The sequence below is a fragment of the Shewanella sp. KT0246 genome, assembly GCF_019654955.1.
Classification (GTDB): domain Bacteria; phylum Pseudomonadota; class Gammaproteobacteria; order Enterobacterales; family Shewanellaceae; genus Shewanella; species Shewanella goraebulensis.
On sequence record NZ_BPEV01000059.1, the window covers coordinates 1 to 17,293 of the forward strand.

General features: G+C 39.3%; 14 protein-coding genes. 8 read left to right on the top strand and 6 right to left on the bottom strand.

The window, feature by feature from the left end:
• Positions 1 to 60 precede the first annotated feature (60 nt).
• The 4 genes from K5Q58_RS19435 to K5Q58_RS19450 all read left to right on the top strand — a co-directional run bounded on the left by K5Q58_RS19435 (position 61) and on the right by K5Q58_RS19450 (position 4,864).
• Positions 61 to 492 (top strand): cupin domain-containing protein, encoded by a 432-nt coding sequence (locus K5Q58_RS19435; protein WP_259651404.1) that lies wholly within the window; start codon positions 61 to 63, stop codon positions 490 to 492.
• A 261-nt stretch (positions 493 to 753) separates the two neighbouring features.
• Positions 754 to 3,831 (top strand): FAD-binding and (Fe-S)-binding domain-containing protein, encoded by a 3,078-nt coding sequence (locus K5Q58_RS19440; protein WP_220755510.1) that lies wholly within the window; start codon positions 754 to 756, stop codon positions 3,829 to 3,831.
• On the top strand, positions 3,824 to 4,276 hold the full coding sequence (locus K5Q58_RS19445) for a DUF1285 domain-containing protein (protein WP_220755511.1): 453 nt from the start codon (positions 3,824 to 3,826) through the stop codon (positions 4,274 to 4,276). The genes K5Q58_RS19440 and K5Q58_RS19445 overlap by 8 nt, the downstream gene beginning before the upstream one ends.
• Positions 4,277 to 4,453: 177 nt before the next feature.
• Positions 4,454 to 4,864, top strand: coding sequence for a MarR family winged helix-turn-helix transcriptional regulator (locus K5Q58_RS19450; RefSeq protein ID WP_220755512.1), 411 nt, complete (start codon positions 4,454 to 4,456; stop codon positions 4,862 to 4,864).
• A 150-nt stretch (positions 4,865 to 5,014) separates the two neighbouring features.
• On the opposite strand, the gene K5Q58_RS19455 is transcribed toward K5Q58_RS19450, so the two are convergent.
• From K5Q58_RS19455 to K5Q58_RS19475, 5 genes are all read right to left on the bottom strand, one after another.
• Positions 5,015 to 8,122 (bottom strand): efflux RND transporter permease subunit, encoded by a 3,108-nt coding sequence (locus K5Q58_RS19455; RefSeq protein ID WP_220755513.1) that lies wholly within the window; start codon positions 8,120 to 8,122, stop codon positions 5,015 to 5,017.
• Positions 8,119 to 9,459: an efflux RND transporter periplasmic adaptor subunit gene (locus tag K5Q58_RS19460; RefSeq protein WP_220755514.1), complete on the bottom strand. Its 1,341-nt coding sequence runs from the start codon at positions 9,457 to 9,459 to the stop codon at positions 8,119 to 8,121. Before K5Q58_RS19460 ends, K5Q58_RS19455 begins: the two co-directional genes overlap by 4 nt.
• A complete protein-coding gene (locus tag K5Q58_RS19465; protein WP_065107945.1) occupies positions 9,456 to 10,118 on the bottom strand; it encodes a TetR family transcriptional regulator in 663 nt (220 codons plus the stop codon). The genes K5Q58_RS19460 and K5Q58_RS19465 overlap by 4 nt, the downstream gene beginning before the upstream one ends.
• Positions 10,119 to 10,364: 246 nt before the next feature.
• Complete coding sequence (locus tag K5Q58_RS19470) at positions 10,365 to 11,522, bottom strand: iron-containing alcohol dehydrogenase (protein ID WP_220755515.1); 1,158 nt, start codon at positions 11,520 to 11,522, stop codon at positions 10,365 to 10,367.
• A gap of 27 nt (positions 11,523 to 11,549) precedes the next feature.
• Positions 11,550 to 12,248 carry a type 1 glutamine amidotransferase domain-containing protein gene (locus K5Q58_RS19475; protein ID WP_220755516.1) on the bottom strand — a complete coding sequence of 233 codons (699 nt, stop codon included), beginning with the start codon at positions 12,246 to 12,248 and terminating at the stop codon, positions 11,550 to 11,552.
• Positions 12,249 to 12,457: 209 nt separating this feature from the next.
• Here K5Q58_RS19475 and K5Q58_RS19480 point away from each other — a divergent pair, with 209 nt between their 5' ends.
• The 4 genes from K5Q58_RS19480 to K5Q58_RS19495 all read left to right on the top strand — a co-directional run bounded on the left by K5Q58_RS19480 (position 12,458) and on the right by K5Q58_RS19495 (position 16,713).
• Positions 12,458 to 13,375, top strand: a complete 918-nt coding sequence (locus K5Q58_RS19480) for a LysR family transcriptional regulator (RefSeq protein WP_220755517.1) — start codon at positions 12,458 to 12,460, stop codon at positions 13,373 to 13,375.
• A gap of 747 nt (positions 13,376 to 14,122) precedes the next feature.
• On the top strand, positions 14,123 to 14,548 hold the full coding sequence (locus tag K5Q58_RS19485; protein ID WP_220755518.1) for a DUF2057 family protein: 426 nt from the start codon (positions 14,123 to 14,125) through the stop codon (positions 14,546 to 14,548).
• A 402-nt stretch (positions 14,549 to 14,950) separates the two neighbouring features.
• Complete coding sequence (locus K5Q58_RS19490) at positions 14,951 to 16,141, top strand: class I SAM-dependent rRNA methyltransferase (protein ID WP_220755519.1); 1,191 nt, start codon at positions 14,951 to 14,953, stop codon at positions 16,139 to 16,141.
• Positions 16,142 to 16,302: 161 nt separating this feature from the next.
• Complete coding sequence (locus K5Q58_RS19495) at positions 16,303 to 16,713, top strand: PliI family lysozyme inhibitor of I-type lysozyme (RefSeq protein ID WP_220755520.1); 411 nt, start codon at positions 16,303 to 16,305, stop codon at positions 16,711 to 16,713.
• 120 nt (positions 16,714 to 16,833) lie between these two features.
• Here K5Q58_RS19495 and K5Q58_RS19500 read toward each other — a convergent pair.
• On the bottom strand, positions 16,834 to 17,293 hold a 460-nt coding region (locus tag K5Q58_RS19500), incomplete at its 5' end, for a hypothetical protein (protein ID WP_308443257.1).

Sequence of the window (17,293 nt, forward strand, 5' to 3'; positions counted from 1 at the left end):
TAACTTTTTAACTTTAGCTAACATTACTTTGATAAATTTAAACCTTTACAAGGAAAACAAATGAAATTGTTCACAACTTATATTGGTTGGTTGTTCACCTTTTTCTTAATGTTGTCAATGAGTGTAAATGCCATCGAACCAACTAAGGATATCGAAGTAACAAAGCTGCTAAAAGCAACTCATAGTTGGGATGGTAAAAAGTTACCAGAATATCCAACAGGTCAACCAGAAATTACTATCCTTAAAATTTCCATTGCAGCGGGTTCAAAGCTTCCCTTGCATCAACATCCTGTCATTAACGCTGGAATCCTAACTAAAGGTCAATTAAAAGTGACGACAGAATATGGTGAAGAGTTAATGCTGACAGCAGGAAGTGCTATCGCTGAAACGGTAGATAAATGGCATTTTGGTGAAAATATTGGTGAAGAAACGGCTGAGATTATTGTTTTTTATGCGGGAATTGAAGGAGCGTCATTAACGATAAAGCACTGATGTTATTCTAAAACTATCTAACAGAAAATTATGAAGTTGCCTAAATTATGAATTTTGAATCTGTGTTTTTAAACTATTAGACTTTTAAAATGACTTTATTCTTTTTATTTTATAAATTACAGTTAGTTAGACATATTTTAGATTTAGTTTATTATCATTTAGTCTGTAAATAAAATGCTAATGAATTTTTTTAACTCAACTACTTAGCAGCCCATTTTTTGTTTATAATGATGATAAAATTACTATAACCAGAAGTCCATTATGCTGCCGCTGCTATCTCATCATCAAACTTTAGAACCGATTTATTTACGCTTTCTAGATGCGCTTGAAGCATCTTCTTTTGCGGGTGAAATAGATAAGCGTTACAGTGCCAGATTGATTCAAGCTACAGATAATTCTGTTTATCAGTTCTTACCACAAGCCGTTATTTATCCCCTTAATCAAGTTGATGTTGAATTGGTATTAAGCTTGGCATCTGATCCCCAATATAAACAAGTCACTTTTAGTGCGCGTGGCGGTGGTACGGGAACTAACGGTCAGTCTTTAACTAATGGCTTTATTCTTGATGTATCAAGGCACATGAATCAAGTGCTTGAAGTCAATGCCGAAGAAGGCTGGGTCAGAGTACAAGCCGGTGTCGTTAAAGATGCATTGAACGATTCACTGCGACCGCATGGTTTCTTTTTTAGTCCAGATTTATCTACTTCGAATAGGGCAACCGTTGGTGGCATGATCAACACAGATGCTTCTGGTGCGGGCTCTCTTGTTTATGGTAAAACTTCAGACCATATATTAGGGCTAACCAGTGTGCTGGTGGACGGCAGTGTACTGGCAACATCACCAATGCAAGGTGATATTGCACTGGGTAAACAAGGCGATTTACACCAACAAGTTAATCACAATTCCTTTGCTCAACATATTGTCAGTCATATTGCGAGTCGTTGTCATGAAAAGCGAGACTTGATTGTTAAGCAATTCCCTGCGTTAAATCGTTTTTTAACGGGGTATGATTTACGCCATGTCTGGAATGATGATCTGACTCAATTTGATTTATCGCGGATAATAGCAGGCTCTGAAGGCACGCTAGCGGTATTAACCGAAGCTAAACTTAATATTACGCCGCTTCCGAATACGCGAATGATGCTGAATATCAAATATGACTCGTTTGAATCAGCATTACGCCACGCACCTTCTTTGGTGGCTGCGAGCGCTACAGTGGTTGAGACCATAGACTCTAAAGTATTAAACCTTGCCCGCGAAGATATCATCTGGCATTCAGTTTCACACCTTATTGAAGCGGTACCCAATAAAGTCATCGAAGGACTTAACATGGTTGAGTTTGCGGGTGATGAAGAGGATGTCAAAGCACGTATTAGCAAACTTGAATCTGTATTGGCAAGCCAACTTGCCAATGAAGAGGCTGGTGTTGTTGGTTATCAAATCACTTCAGATAAACCAAGTATCAATAAAATTTATGCGATGCGTAAAAAAGCTGTGGGATTACTTGGGGCAACAAAAGGTCGCCGTAAGCCACTAGCTTTTGCCGAAGATACTGCCGTGCCACCGGAAAACTTAGCCGATTTCATCATGGAGTTTCGTGACTTATTAGATGACCACAAACTGCAATATGGCATGTTTGGTCATGTCGATGCAGGGGTTTTACACGTGCGTCCCGCACTTGATATGTGTGATGAAGCAGATGAAAAGCTCCTCAAAACCATTTCAGATCAAGTTGCTGAGTTAACACTTAAATATGGCGGATTGATGTGGGGTGAGCATGGTAAGGGAGTACGCGGCGAGTATGGTCCAGCGGTATTTGGCGATGAACTGTACGGTGAGCTTGAAGAAATTAAAGGTTTATTCGATCCGCAAAACCGTTTAAACCCAGGTAAATTGGTTGCTCCAAAAGACAGTGGCCCAATGATATTTAACGTTGATAGTGTTAAACGTGGCACATTCGACCGTCAAATCCCAATCCAAGTACGTGATGCGTTTCCTGATGTGATGAACTGTAATGGTAATGGCCTTTGTTTTAACTACAGTAGCTATTCATTCATGTGTCCGTCGTTTAAAGCAACGGGCGATCGTATCCATTCACCCAAAGGGCGCAGTGGCTTAATGCGGGAATGGTTACGTTTACTAGAAGCTGAAGGTGTTGATGTTGATGCCCTAGCTAAGTCAAAACCATTAAGCTTTTTACAACGAGCTCAAAATAGCTATAACGCAGAGCGTGACTACGATTACTCCCATGAAGTTATGGACTCATTAAAAGGCTGTTTAGCCTGTAAAGCATGTTCTGGGCAATGTCCTGTAAAAGTAGATGTGCCGAAATTTAGAGCTCAGTTCTTCAATATTTATTACAAGCGGTACATGCGTCCAGCAAAAGATTATCTTGTTGCAGGAATCGAAGACTTGCTCCCTATGATGGCAGCTATGCCAAAAGTGACTAATTTAGCGTCACAAAATAAGTTAAGCCAATGGGTAATTAAAAAGTCGATTGGGTATGTAGATTCGCCAGCGTTATCTGTTCCTACACTTAAACAACGCTTAGACGGACATGAAAGCCGTGGCTATGATTTAGAAGCACTACAAAAAATTCCAGAATCTGAACGCGCTGATTATGTGTTGGTGGTACAAGATCCTTTCAATAGTTTTTATGATGCAGAGCTTGTATATCGCTTTATTCAGCTGATTAAAGCAATGGGCTTAAAGCCAGTATTGCTACCATTTAAACCCAATGGTAAGCCGACACATATTAAAGGTTTCTTAGATAAGTTTGCTAAAACAGCGCAATCAAGTGCCGACTTTTTGAATCAAGTTCATACACTTAATATGCCGATGGTGGGGTTAGATCCAGCACTCGTGCTTTGTTACCGAGATGAATATCAACAAGTGCTTGGCGATTCTCGAGGTAACTTTGAAGTGTTATTAGCAAATGAATGGCTAACGGATGCCATTAAATCAATGCCTAAACTTACTAAAACTGGGCAAAAGTTTAACTGGTTTAGTCACTGTACAGAATCTACAGCAAAACCTACCACGCCAGCAGAGTGGAAAACCATTTTTAGTCATTTTGGTGCTGAATTCGATGTGATAAACGTCGGCTGTTGCGGTATGGCAGGCACTTACGGCCATGAAGAAGAAAATTTAGGTCGTTCCACTAAATTGTTTGCTATGTCTTGGCAACCGACGTTAGATAAGATTGATGATAAAACTCAAATTTTAGTGTCTGGGTATTCTTGCCGTAGTCAGGTTAAACGATTTGCAGGCTTTAAACCTAAGCATCCAATTGAAGCACTGCTTCAATTGATTATACAAAAGAGCGAAGCTAATGGCTGAACCAATTAATATTGCTAAGCAGCTTGGGCAGCTATCAATAGCTCATTCTAATAACAATGAAGTTGAATTATGCAGTGAAACGCCCATGTTTGATATAAACGGCGAGGGGGACTGGTTTTATCTAAACAGTCCGCTTCCTGCTAAGTTTGCTAAGCTCTTTTCCAGTGTGCTTAATTACATTGATGGGGAGTATTTTTTAATAACCCCTGTTGAGAAAGTCAAAGTGCTCGTCAAACGGCATGCGATTGTGCTAGTTGATTACGATATAAACAATCAAGATGGAATAACATTCATTAGCAGTATCGGTACTGAGCATGCTATAGCTAATATATCTGCTGTTATTTTGTTAGATGATGCCATTGAAATTGAAATAGAAAGAGGCGTTAAAGCCGGCTTAGGCCGTGCTTGTTACTACCGATATATTAATCAATTTGTAACAGACTGACTAAAATAGCGGTCTTTTACGTACTATGTCTAATAATCAGTGGCATTTTTAAAGCTAGATTAAAGTGAAAACTTGTTTATATGATAGTAATCTAAAGTACAACTCAACAGTCGTATTCTTAGCTTGATTCATCTACTGACCAGTAGCTAAGATTTGATGAGCATGTAGGAGCGGTTTATGAAACGTTATGAAAGTCTTTATTATCAAGTATCTCATCTCAACATTATGCTGCAAAACGAGCTTGATGAACGCCTGAAACGCTACGAACTAGACGTTAAACTTTGGCCTGTTCTGTTTTCGTTGTGGCAAGAAGAGGGCATAAGCCAAACTGAACTATCAAAGTTATGTGATGTGGCTAACTACACCATGACGCGTCTACTCGATCAATTACAAGTGCAAGGCTATATTACTCGCCATCAAGAGTCAGACAATCGCCGTGCATTCCAAATTTTCTTAACTGACGCGGGCAAAGCGCTAGAACAAGACTTGATCCATGAAGCGCAGTGGGTCAATGAGAAGTGTCTGGAAGCTCTCGATGAGCAAGAACAACAAACTTTATTGCAATTGTTGAATAAAATAAATAAATAGCCTGAGCATGAGTAAGAGTAAGAGTAAGAGTAAGAGTAAGAATATGAGGGAGTCTATTTACAGTTTAAGGTATATTCATCTATCACTTAAAAGGCCGTTAATGTTTTATTAACGGCCTTTTGTTTCTTGTCAGTTCAGCTTATGGTTTGTTTAGGCTGACAATTCTTCATGCTTATGCACGAGGTTAAAGTCAGCTAATACGGCATAAGCACTTGGTATAATAAATAATACCAATAAGGTAGAGGTGAAAATACCAAACACAATAGAGATTACAATCGGTTTTACGACTTGTGCCTGTAATGAGGTTTCCATTAGTAATGGCAATAACCCAGCTGCTGTAGTAAGCGACGTTAAAAATACCGCTCTAAACCTATCTCGGCTCGCTTTGACTACTGCTTCTTGAATGTCATCACCTATATCAACGTGGTGCCTTATGTATTGCACCAGTAAGATGGAGTCGTTGACGACAATACCAGCTAATGAAACAAAGCCTAAAATTGATGGCATTGATAGGCTGTGACCTGTTAATAAGTGTCCCCAGAATACCCCAATTAAGGCAAGTGGGATGGCTAACATCACCACAAATGGTTCTAAGTAACTTCTGAATTGAAAACTTAAAATGGCAAACAAACCAAACAAACCTATGATGAAACCTTGCATGAACGATGCACCGGTTTTAGCAGTTTCTTTAGCCGCGCCTTCATAGTCCACTCGTAAACCTGGGTATTTTTCCCGTAATTCATTGGCATATTCATTACGTACTTTGCTGACAATCTCACTACCATTGGCTTTAGCATTATCAATATCAGCCATTACGGTTACGGTACGCTGACTTTCAATTCGCTGTATACGTACGTAAGAGCGCTCATAATTCAATGTAGCGACAGCGTTAAGTGGCAGCTGACTCCCATCACTAAGCATAATTGGGAAGTTGGCTAATGCCTGTAAATTGCCTGCTTGTTGCTTATTTAGGCGTACTTGAATTTCAATGTTTTCAGGACCAGCTTGCACGTCATCGGCTGTTTGCCCAAAGTAGGCCGCGCGCAGTTGTGATGCGATCATCTCGCCATCGACACCGAAATTTTCTGCGCCGTCACGCAGTTTTACGAGCACTTCTTCTTTACCTGGGCGCATGTCGTCCAAAATACCATTTACGCCTGAGAACTGGCTTAAATAAGATTGCAGATCGACTGAAGCCATTTTGAGTAAGTCTAATTCATCATGTTGAAGTCTGACTTCCACATCACGCCCAGCTGGGCCCATACTTGGTTGCTTAAAGACTAGCGATAATGGCTCAGCGATGTCTCCACTTTCTAGACGCCAATCTCGAATAAAGTCATCGATTAAGCTTTCTCGAGTCTCCGCTGACAATAAATCTAACCTGACTGTTGCAACGTGGGGACCTGATTCACCTGCATCGGCGTTCATGTTGTATTGTTCGGTGATATAGCGAATCAAATTTGAGTCTTCTTGATTCTCTTTGGTATAACGGTCACCCACTTTATTCGCACTGGCGACTAACTTTTCGACTACTTGTTTCGTTTGAGCCAGTGTTGAGCCTGGCGGCAATATAATGCGCGCTTCAGCGATATCACCATCAAGTTCAGGGAAGCCAACAAATTTCACAGCGCCGCCTGCAACTAGGGCAATAGAGACAAATAGTAAACCTAAGGTTGCCCCAAGGCTTGCATAACGCCACTTAACCACAAAGGTGACAGCTTCAACTAAATTGTTATTACGAAAATGCTCAAATTTTTCTAAAAAGACACGCTTAAATTTAAGCGGTGGCTTTTCTTGTTTATTTGATTTTAATGAGTGGCTTAAATGGTTCGGTAAAATCAAAAATGCTTCAATCAAACTGACGCTGAGCACCATAATTAAGACTAGTGGTACAACGGATAGCACATCGCCCATTTGGCCGTCGAGCCACAACAAACTGCCAAAAATAAACACAGTAGTTAAAAAGGATGAGAATACCCCTGGTGCGACCTTTTTAACTCCTTGAGTAACAGCCTCATTAATGGGTAAGCCTTTTTCTACATGGGCGGCAACTGACTCTGCAATCACAATGGCATCATCCATCATGATACCAATGGCCATCAACAAACCGACTAGGCTCATGATGTTAATGGATACGCCAAACACCCACATTAAAAATAACCCGCCCATGAAGGCGACTGGCAGACCTGCGGACACCCAAAAAGAATAACGTAACGAGAAAAACAGCCACATTGAAAAGAACACTAAGATGATCCCTTGCCAGCCATTCTTAAGCAGCATGGATAATCTGTCTTGAAGCAATGATGACATATCATTTGTCAGCGTGAGCGTTACGCCATCAGGGGCGACGAGTTGCTCTTGAGCCACAAACTCGGTGACACGCTCTTTAATGCGCAAAGCATCATCAGCTTTATTTTTTTGAACTTTTAATACCGCTGCAGCTTTACCATTAAATATGGTGTGCTCTTCTTCTAGTTCAAATAAGTCTTCAATTTTAGCGATGTCACGTAAGCGAACCACACCGCCTTCAGGATTTGACGATACGATTATTTTACCCAAATTATCTGGGGTAATTTGCCGCTCATCAAAACGGATCAGTAAGTTTTTATCTGATAACTCTACGCTACCTGCTGGCATTTGAACGTTCTGACGGCCAACTTTATCGGCGACTTCCGCCACAGTAAGTCCTAAACGTCTTATGTCAGCTTCGTTTAGCTCGACTCGGATTTGATGATCTGAAAAGCCTGATACCGTGACTAAGTTAACCCCAGCATCAATCTTTAACCGTCGTTTTAAATCTTCAGCGTAAGACTTTAAGTGAGGCAAGCTGGCATCGGCTGCAATAGCAATATCGACGACAGGTTCTGCCCAATCAAGCTCTTTGACGGTTGGTGGGTCAATTTGTGATGGGAAGTCCTTAATGGCGTTAATTTCAGTCTGAATATCGACTAAACTACGGCCCATATCGGCATCACCTGTTAGCTTAACGGTAAGCGAGGCAAAGCCTTCTTGTGCATCACATTTAGTTTCTTCAATGTCGCTTAGGCCATCAATGGCATCTTCCATTCTCAAACATAAGCTTTCTTCAACCTCTGCAGGAGAGGCACCAGGATAAACGACACTGGCAATAATGTAAGGCGGGCTAAATTCTGGGAATGTTTCTCGCTTAATTTTGCCAATACTACTTAGGCCGACAACAAAAAACGCCAGCATCATCAAGTTTGCGATGGTTGGATGACGAGTGAAAAAGTTAATCACTGGTTTGACTCCTCATCACTTTGACTGTTTTGTTGCGCCACTTTTAAACTCATGCCTGCAATGGCAGGAATAAGATCGTTAGTAACGATTTGCATGTTTTGCGTTAATGGTGCAGTTGTAGTCTGGCTTTCGATTGCGACGCCCTTATCAGTGCGATATACCACTTTAACCTTAATAATTTGTAGTTTTCCTTCAAGATCCATGACATAAATTTGGTCGCCGTGGAGGGCTTTTTCAGGGATAACAAATTGCTCTGACGGGTAGCCATGGATATAAGCAGTAACAAACATGCCATTGGTTAATGGTGGGCGTTTTACCAGATCCATATCATTAAAGTCTTGTTCAACTTCAAGGTAAAAGCCTATGGTTGCTTGATCTGGATTAATGGTATCGGCTATACGAGTGAGTTTTGCTTGCCACTGGTGATGTTTTTGTCCCATGTTGATTTCAACATAAGCATCAAAGTTGACTTTTTCGATTGATGGCAATGATGCTGTATCACGTGGGATCCCAGAGATGCTGCTAATCAGTGTTTCAGCATCTTGCAAAGAGAGCTCGGCTTTGATTTCTACAGCACCGAGCTGGTGGGCTTCAAATAACACCGAACCATTTGTCACCGCTTGAGCTCGCTCTATGTTCACCTCAGCAATTCGGGCGTCAAAGGGCAGGGTAAAGCGGGTATTGTTAAGTTGTCGCTGTGCATCATTCAGTAAGGCTTGATTAACTTTGACTTGAGCTTGGGTCACTTTTCTGTCATCTGGCAGTAAACTCAAGCTGCTGTTTAAGTCTTGAACTAGGTTACGCTGGGCAAGTAGTGCTTGCTTTTGGGTTTCGAGTTCTGACTTAGATATAAGATTTTTAACATTAAGCGCTTGTTTACGCTGGTACTCTTGATCCACTAACGTGAGTTTTTGCTTTTCAATTTGCAAACTGGTTTCAAGGTTAACTTCTTTTTGGTTTAACTGAATTAACTGTGCCTCAGCGGCATTCACATTAGCTTCAGCTTGCGCCAATTTAAGTTCGTATTCGAGTGGATCAATAGCCAATACTAAGGTGCCAGCTTTAATTAAGCGGCCAGTTTCAAGTTCTGGGTGACGATAAATAATCTTACCACCAACCTCAGCAATACCTTGCCAACTGTGCTTGGGCGCGACTCTGCCATACGCTTTAATCACTGGCATACTTTGTTGTTTGTCGAGATTAATGACTTCAACTAAACGAGATTTGTCATGACCTGCTTCCAGTTCAGGTGATGAGCGCATTGCAATTGCGATAAATAAAATAATAAAACCGGCAGCAATCCCCGGGAAAACATAACGTCTTTTTAAGCTGGTCATTTTTTGCAGTCCTGGCTTGGTTGGTTGTCATCGGCAAAAAGCCCATGACGTAAAAGTGATGCATTGTGCTTCGCAAGCTTTTGCATAAATTCAGGTGAGGTTTCGATACCAACGGCTTTTTTAAATAGCTCAGGCATCAAAAAAGGGAAAATCAATAAGCTAATAAAACTCATTTTTGCGCACATTACATCAACATCCGCTTTTAAAATATCGGCATCTTTAATTTTGTCTATGATGGCGAATTTGGGAGATGGCATTAACGTTAATAGCCTTGCTTGTAGCTCACGATTTTGCGGTGAGTCAGGCAAACTTGCAGTGCGATAAATGAGCTTCGGAAAATCTGGGTTTTGACTCATCATACTGTAATAAGTGCTAAGTATTTCTTCTGGAGAGTTGTGGATCATTGCTTTGTTAGTTTGAGATATTTTTTGCGTCAGTGGTGCTAATGTTTCTTTTAGCATTTCACTGAATAAGCCCAATTTGGATTGAAAATAATAACGGATCAGACTGGCGTCAACATTCGCTTGCTGTGCAATCGCACGTACAGATACTTTGTCGTAATCACTTTCAACAAAGAGTACGCGAGCAGCTTCGATTAATGCATTGCGATTATCGACCTGAGTTAACGGTCTACCAGCAGTTTTTTTAAGAATGGGCATCGGTAAGCACTAATGTATGAATAATTCTTCAAGTGTAGAATATAGTAAGCCAACCTGAGTCTTTCGTTTACTATTTAAATTCATCAATATTCCACATTTGATGAATTAATTGAAAATTTCAACACTGGATCACACTTCTTGCAGTGGTGACCAAAATATTAAAACAGTATAAAAAACAAAAGCTAGCAAGATGCTAGCTTTTAGTCACAACAGAGTAAAAATCTGTGTTCAATTAAGTTAAATCATTTATAACGCTGTCGTTAGTATTTCTCGGCTGACAGTTAAATCAATATCACCATGTTCACCTAGTTTTGTCATACCGTGTTTTTTAAGGGCGTTAACCATTACATCGACTTGATCTGTGCCTAAATCAATATCACCTAAGCGAATTGGCACTTGCATTCGTTTAAAGAACGCTTCTGTTGCAAGAATCGCTTGATCAATTTTTTGCTCATCAGTGCCTGTAGTGATGCCAAATACACGTTCAGCATATTGAACTAGCTTGTCATGTTTTTGTACTCGGCGCACTTTCATTACCGCAGGTAACACGATTGATAAAGTACGTGCATGATCAATACCGTGGCTGGCTGTTAATTCATGACCAATCATGTGAGTCGACCAATCTTGTGGTACTCCGGCACCAATTAAGCCATTAAGTGCCATGGTGGCTGACCACATGATATTAGCTCTGACTTCTAGATCTTGTTTTGTCTCGGCAGCCAGTGCTTTAGGGCCTTCTTCAATTAAGGTTTGTAGTAAGCCTTCACTGAATCTGTCTTGTACTTTACCGTTGACGCTGTAGGTTAAGTATTGCTCCATAATATGAATGTAAGCATCAATAACCCCATTACTAATTTGTCGATCTGACAGTGATAGTGTCACTGAAGGATCGAGTACAGCAAATAATGGTCTGACTAATGGGCTACCAAATGGCAGTTTATTACCATCACGAGTGACTACGGAGCCTCCATTAGACTCTGAACCTGTCGCTGGCAGGGTTAAGACTGCGCCGATTGGCAGTGCTTGTTTAACACTTGCGCCTTTTGCAACGATATCCCAAGGATCTTGGCCTTCATATTTTGCTGCAGCGGCTATAAATTTAACGCCATCAACAACTGAGCCACCGCCTACTGCAAGAAGGTAATCAATTTTTTCCGCTTCAATGATGGCTTGCGCTTTCATTAAAGTATCGTATTGCGGGTTAGGCTCAACACCAGAGAACTCAAACCAAGTATGGTCTTTAAGTGCTTCGGTGACTTGTTGGTAGACACCATTTGATTTGATTGAACCACCGCCGTAGATCATGAGTACTCGCGCATCAGCTGGAATTTCATTGCTAATGCTACTTATTTGGTTTTCGCCAAAAAGAATTTTTGTATTGTTTTGAAATGAAAAATTAAGCATGAGATTGTCCTAATACAATATTATTCGTTACGCGTTAATGTGTGATGCTAGCTTTTGCGCTGTTAGTGAAGAACTTGCAGGATTCTGTCCTGTGATGACTAAGCCATCTTGAACTGAAAATACATGCCAGTCAGCGACTTTTTGATAGTCTGCATCACGTTTTTGTAATTCATCTTCAAGCAGAAAAGGTACAACATCTGTTAATTGCACAGCATCTTCTTCAGTATTACTAAAACCAGTTACAGCTTTACCTGCCACTAAGTAGCTGCCATCGTTATTTTTAGCATTTAATAATGCCGCACTTGCATGACACACAGCCGCCACAGGTTTGTTTTGTTTAATAAACTGCTCGATTAATTGAATTGAATTTGTGTCATCAGTTAAATCCCATAGCGGGCCGTGACCGCCTGGATAGAAAACTCCATCGAAATCGTCAGCATTAACTTCTGATAACACGAGCGTTTTAGCTAGATGTGCTTGAGCTTGTTTATCGTTATCAAATCTGCGGGTATCATCTGTTTGAAAATCAGCAAGTTCACTGCTTGGATCAATCGGTGGTTGACCGCCTGCAGGTGATGCTAGGGTAATTTCAAATCCTGCATCTTTAAAAACAAAATAAGGTGCGGCAAACTCTTCAATCCAAAATCCTGTTTTGTTACCTGTATCGCCTAATGCATCATGTGATGTAAGCACCATTAATACTGTTTTTTTGTTTGCTTGAGTCATGCGAATTCCTTGTGAGCTGCTTATAACAAACCATAATTTTGTTTGTTACCTAAATCTTAAACTCAGTATAGAAACTAGAATACAATCTAACAATGCAGACTTTGTAGACTTCATTGTTTAAAAAATTGATACAATATTAAGATTACGATAGATTTACGCCTAATATTTACAACGAAAATTGGCATCGGTACTAACAAGCAGAGAAAAAAATGAATGTTTCTTTTGAACAATTAAAAAGTATGGTGGTTTTTTCGCAAGTGGTTGAACAAGGCAGTTTAAGCGGAGCGGCCAAGCATATCGGTTTATCAAGGGCGGTAGTGAGTTACCATTTGAAGAAACTGGAAGCTCATTTGCAGGTTAAACTTCTTAACCGTTCAACGCGAAGTATTAGCCTTACAGAAGAAGGTCAAGCTTATTATCAATCTTGTAAGGTTATTGCTGAACAAGCTTATTCTGCCAATAAACAAATTGAAAACATGAAAAGCGAGCCAATGGGCTTGATTAAAATAACCTGCCCAGTCAATGCTGGACTTGAAACCATCGTGCCAGCTTTGAATGAATTTAAAACTTTGTATCCTAAAATTGAATTAGACGTGATGTTGACTGATGAAGTTGTCAATATTATTAATCAAGGTATTGATATTGCTATTAGAGGTGCACCACTTGTTGATTCAAGTCTACAAGCCACTAAATTATCTGTGTTAAAAACCTGCTTATGTGGTTCTCCTGAATATTTTGAAAAGCACGGCAGACCAAAAAGCCCTGGGGATCTAAGTGCTTATGATTGGGTGGTATATAAACCATTAAAAAAAATATTAGAACTTAAAAAGGGCTCTCGTTCCTTTAGTATCGAAATGAAAGGTAGTATTACGACTAACAATGCATCTGCTCGAACGGCTTTTGTAGAAGGAGGGCACGGCATCGGTCGGATACCGACATATGATGCTTGGCCTAAAGTAAAACAAGGGACGTTAGAAACTGTGTTAGATGATTATCAATTATCTGACATCAACATTTATGCGGTATTTCCCCCTGGTGCTGCCGACTCCAAAAAAGTCCGTTTACTACTAGATTTTTTGAAAGACTACTTCGACAAAAGAGTGAATAGTCTTCAGGTCGGGCGATAGATTAATGTTGAAGTTAACTTTAATATTCAATTGCTTAGGTGTTGTTTTTGATTACGTTTATTGAGAAGCCTGTGTTTAACTAAAGTAATATTTCGATACGATAGTATTTCAGGAAGTGTGATGACGATGCAGTAGCAACCAATAAAAAATGACCATGCCGCGAAAATAAATGCAAATTTCTCAAAAGGGTGCTCGTAGGTGAGGGAATACATTTTAAAGTCGAGAATTACAGAAAACCAAAACCAAATAGGTAATGAAATTGATATGCAACTGCCAATAAGTAAACAGAGCGAGTAAACTGTACGTTGTTGACGTGCTGAAACTTTTTTCATTTTAAAATGAGCTATATAATGGCCTTTACAACTCTCACACTGTCTTCGACATTGACACTTTTTCTTAAAATCTGTCAGTTCCGCCTGACAATGAGTACAAATGACTTTACCCTGATTAACTCCACCCATTACTTCGGTACCCCAATACCTTAGAATTCTTGCTTATTTTTTTTATTACTTTAACGATTGTTGCAATTGTTTTCTTTGCAGTAAATCAATAAAAATACAATTGTTAAAAAAGGGTAGTTAATTTTTAATGTATTCATAAATATAAAAGCAATTTTTGATGAGAATAAAGTCATTTTAATAATATTTTTATCGTTAATGAAAGTTTTTGGCATGTCCTTAGGTCTTATTGATTGTGTGTTGTGAAATGATTTTTATATGGACTAATTTATTGAGATTGGAGTTTGACATGAATACTAAATTAACTTTAACCGCTGCATTAAGTTTACTTGTTACAAGTTTTGCTGCGCAATCATCTAGCATTACTTTACATGATGATCTTGATATCGATAGCGTCAATGGAGTCGTAATCGAATTTCAACGAGAAGTTGACCTTGTTGCAGGAGAACAATTAATTGAGGTCAGTTACAGTGACTTGTTCCAAGATAACGCTGATGACTCAGGGCATTGGGTTAAGTCAGAACCGTTATATTTAAAGCTAGATGTAGCGGGAAATGAGAATTACCATCTCGAATTGCCTGAGTTATATTCAGCAGAAGATGCCAAAGATTTTTTACAAAACCCTGTAATGTCTTTATCAATTGATGGCCAAGCTAAAGATGTCACTTTATTGAGCCAGTCTCAATTATTTACTTTACTATTATTAAAGCAGTAGAAATAACAATAGACTTATTAGTTGTTTGATAAATTATAATATTGGTTATTTATAAAGATATTTATTTAAAAATTTTTTGATGCTAGTCATTTTTTGAGGAGTTAATATCAACCCTCGTTTAGCATATGAATATTTCCAATGTTAAGCTGTTATTTATCTTGCGAAATTATATTGTTGTTTAGTATATAAATAGTAGAACTCTTTGTATGATGCTGATGAATATAGGAACTATCCTAGGTTAAACGCCATTTATTATTTAAATGGCGTATTTATTTAAAAATTTACTATATTTACTGCTAAGCAGTTGGTTAGCCCACAAAACCCGTCTATTTGCTGATTGTAACTTGCGTTCCCATGTTAGGATCCTTATCATCGCGATCCCAAAATGAAAAAGGCAACATCATGGCTATCAGAATCAAGCTAAGACCCAAGCGTGAAAAATCACTAGAACGTAAACACCCATGGGTTTTTGCTAGTGGCATTCATAACATTAAAGGTAAACCGCAAGCGGGTGAAACTGTAGATGTTGTTGCGCATGACGGGCATTGGTTAGGTCGTGGTGCATGGTCACCTGAATCACAAATTCAAGTGCGTGTTTGGACGTTTGATAAAGAAGAACAAATTGATAAGGACTTTTTTGTTCGCCGTATTCAGCGAGCACAATTGGGGCGTGATGCATTAATTGAAGAACAAGGCCTTACTGGCTATCGTCTTATTGCTGCGGAGTCAGATGGCTTACCGGGTATTACCATTGATAAGTACGCGAATGTTTTGGTCTGCCAGTTATTAAGTACTGGTGCGGATTATTGGAGAGAGACGTTAGTCGAAGTATTAGCTGAACTTTATCCTAATTGCGCTATATACGAACGTTCTGATGTCGACTCTCGCAAGAAAGAAGGCCTAAAACCAGTTACGCGTTTATTGCACGGTGAATTGCCTGAAATGCCTGTGGTAATTGAAGAAAATGGTATAAAAATTTCTGTTGATGTGACAAAAGGCCATAAAACGGGTTTTTATTTAGATCAACGTGATAACCGCGCTATTGCTGCGCGCTTCGTAAAAAATAAGTCAGTACTTAATTGTTTTTGCTACACAGGTACCTTCGGTTTGTATGCTGCAAACGGCGGCGCAGCGAGCATTGAAAATGTCGATGTATCTAAACTTGCGTTAGATACCGCGCGATTAAACATGAAAATTAACGGCTTTAATGATGAACACGTCAATTATCATGAAGCTGATGTGTTTAAGTTACTACGTCAGTATCGTGATGAAGGCAAAACCTTTGATGTTATTGTGCTAGATCCACCTAAGTTTGCTGACAATAAAGCACAACTGAATGGTGCTTGCCGTGGCTATAAAGACATTAATATGATTGCTATGCAATTGCTTAACCCTGGTGGAACTTTGTTGACTTTCTCATGCTCTGGCTTGATGGCTGCTGACTTATTCCAAAAAGTGGTTGCTGATGCAGCGTTAGACGCTAAACGTGATGTACAGTTCATTGATAGATTAAGCCAAGCAAGCGATCATCCTATTGGTAGTGCATTTCCTGAAGGATTCTACCTTAAAGGTTTAGTGGCGCGAGTTTTCTAAATTTGGTCGCTAGTTCTAGTTATCAGCTAAAAGTTAAAGGCTACCTAAGGTAGCCTTTTTGTTTTAAATTGGCTATTTAGCCTAATTGGGCTAATGATTATAGTAATAAGTTGATGTCTTTATTTCTATAAATTAGGGTCTGTCGTATATAGGGGAAAGTGATGCAGTTATTTACTAAAACAATAGTGCTAATATCAATGTTCATGCTCACGTTTGTGAGCATTGCTCCTGCTCAATCACAAGAGGTGTATGAGCTAACGACATCAAATGGTGGCACATATGTGAAATCCTTCACCTTTAAGAATGGTCAAAGCGTTGTGGTTGCAGAAGGACGTATCGAACCTCGTTCGATTGGTTCGATAAGCATCAAATTATATAAAGACCTTAATGTGGGAGATTTTACTCAGGGAATTTTTATACCAAGAGATGGCACTATTTTATCTGTCGATGTTGTTGAAGATACGATCAAAAAACAGAAGCTTAAAATAATTACAGCAACAGCTGGTAGTGGCAACTATCAGGCTATTGGCTATTTTTGTGTTGAAAATGAGCAAGTTGCCCTGTGTGAATAACACACTAATTTTTGGTGGGGAAGTGACATAAAAAGCCGTAATAACGGCTTTCTTATGTGATTAAGTTTAGTACTGCTTCTAGATTGACATTATTAAATCATTGATTAAGAGTCTGGATGTTTAACTTAACCAATACAGTCCTAAGCTGCTCATACATGCTAGCATCAAAGAAGCTTCAAAAACCGTTTTACTACTCAAAAAGCTCTGCTTTCCTTGCTTTAAACTCGCTATAAACTCGTTCTGCTTATAAAGCTTGCAGGTGAGTCTCTCAGTTTGAGGATCAATCAGTAGTTGTAAACGACAGGGTTTACCGTTGTTTAGTTTAATTTTGTGGGTACTACGTTGTCCAAAATTAACTTTAGTCGATACTATTTTGTCATTAACAAGTACACGCTCCAAGCCAATCCAGTCACTAGCCAGTAATTCAATTTTTTCCTGATTTAAATGATATTTAAAACTCGTCATGAGTATCTCCTTGGCCTGTGAACCTACCTTAAGATAAGCAGACAAATGTGACGTTTTCCACCAAGAAAAATGAAGTTTATTTGAATGAATAGGTATGTGACTGTTGGAATTAAAG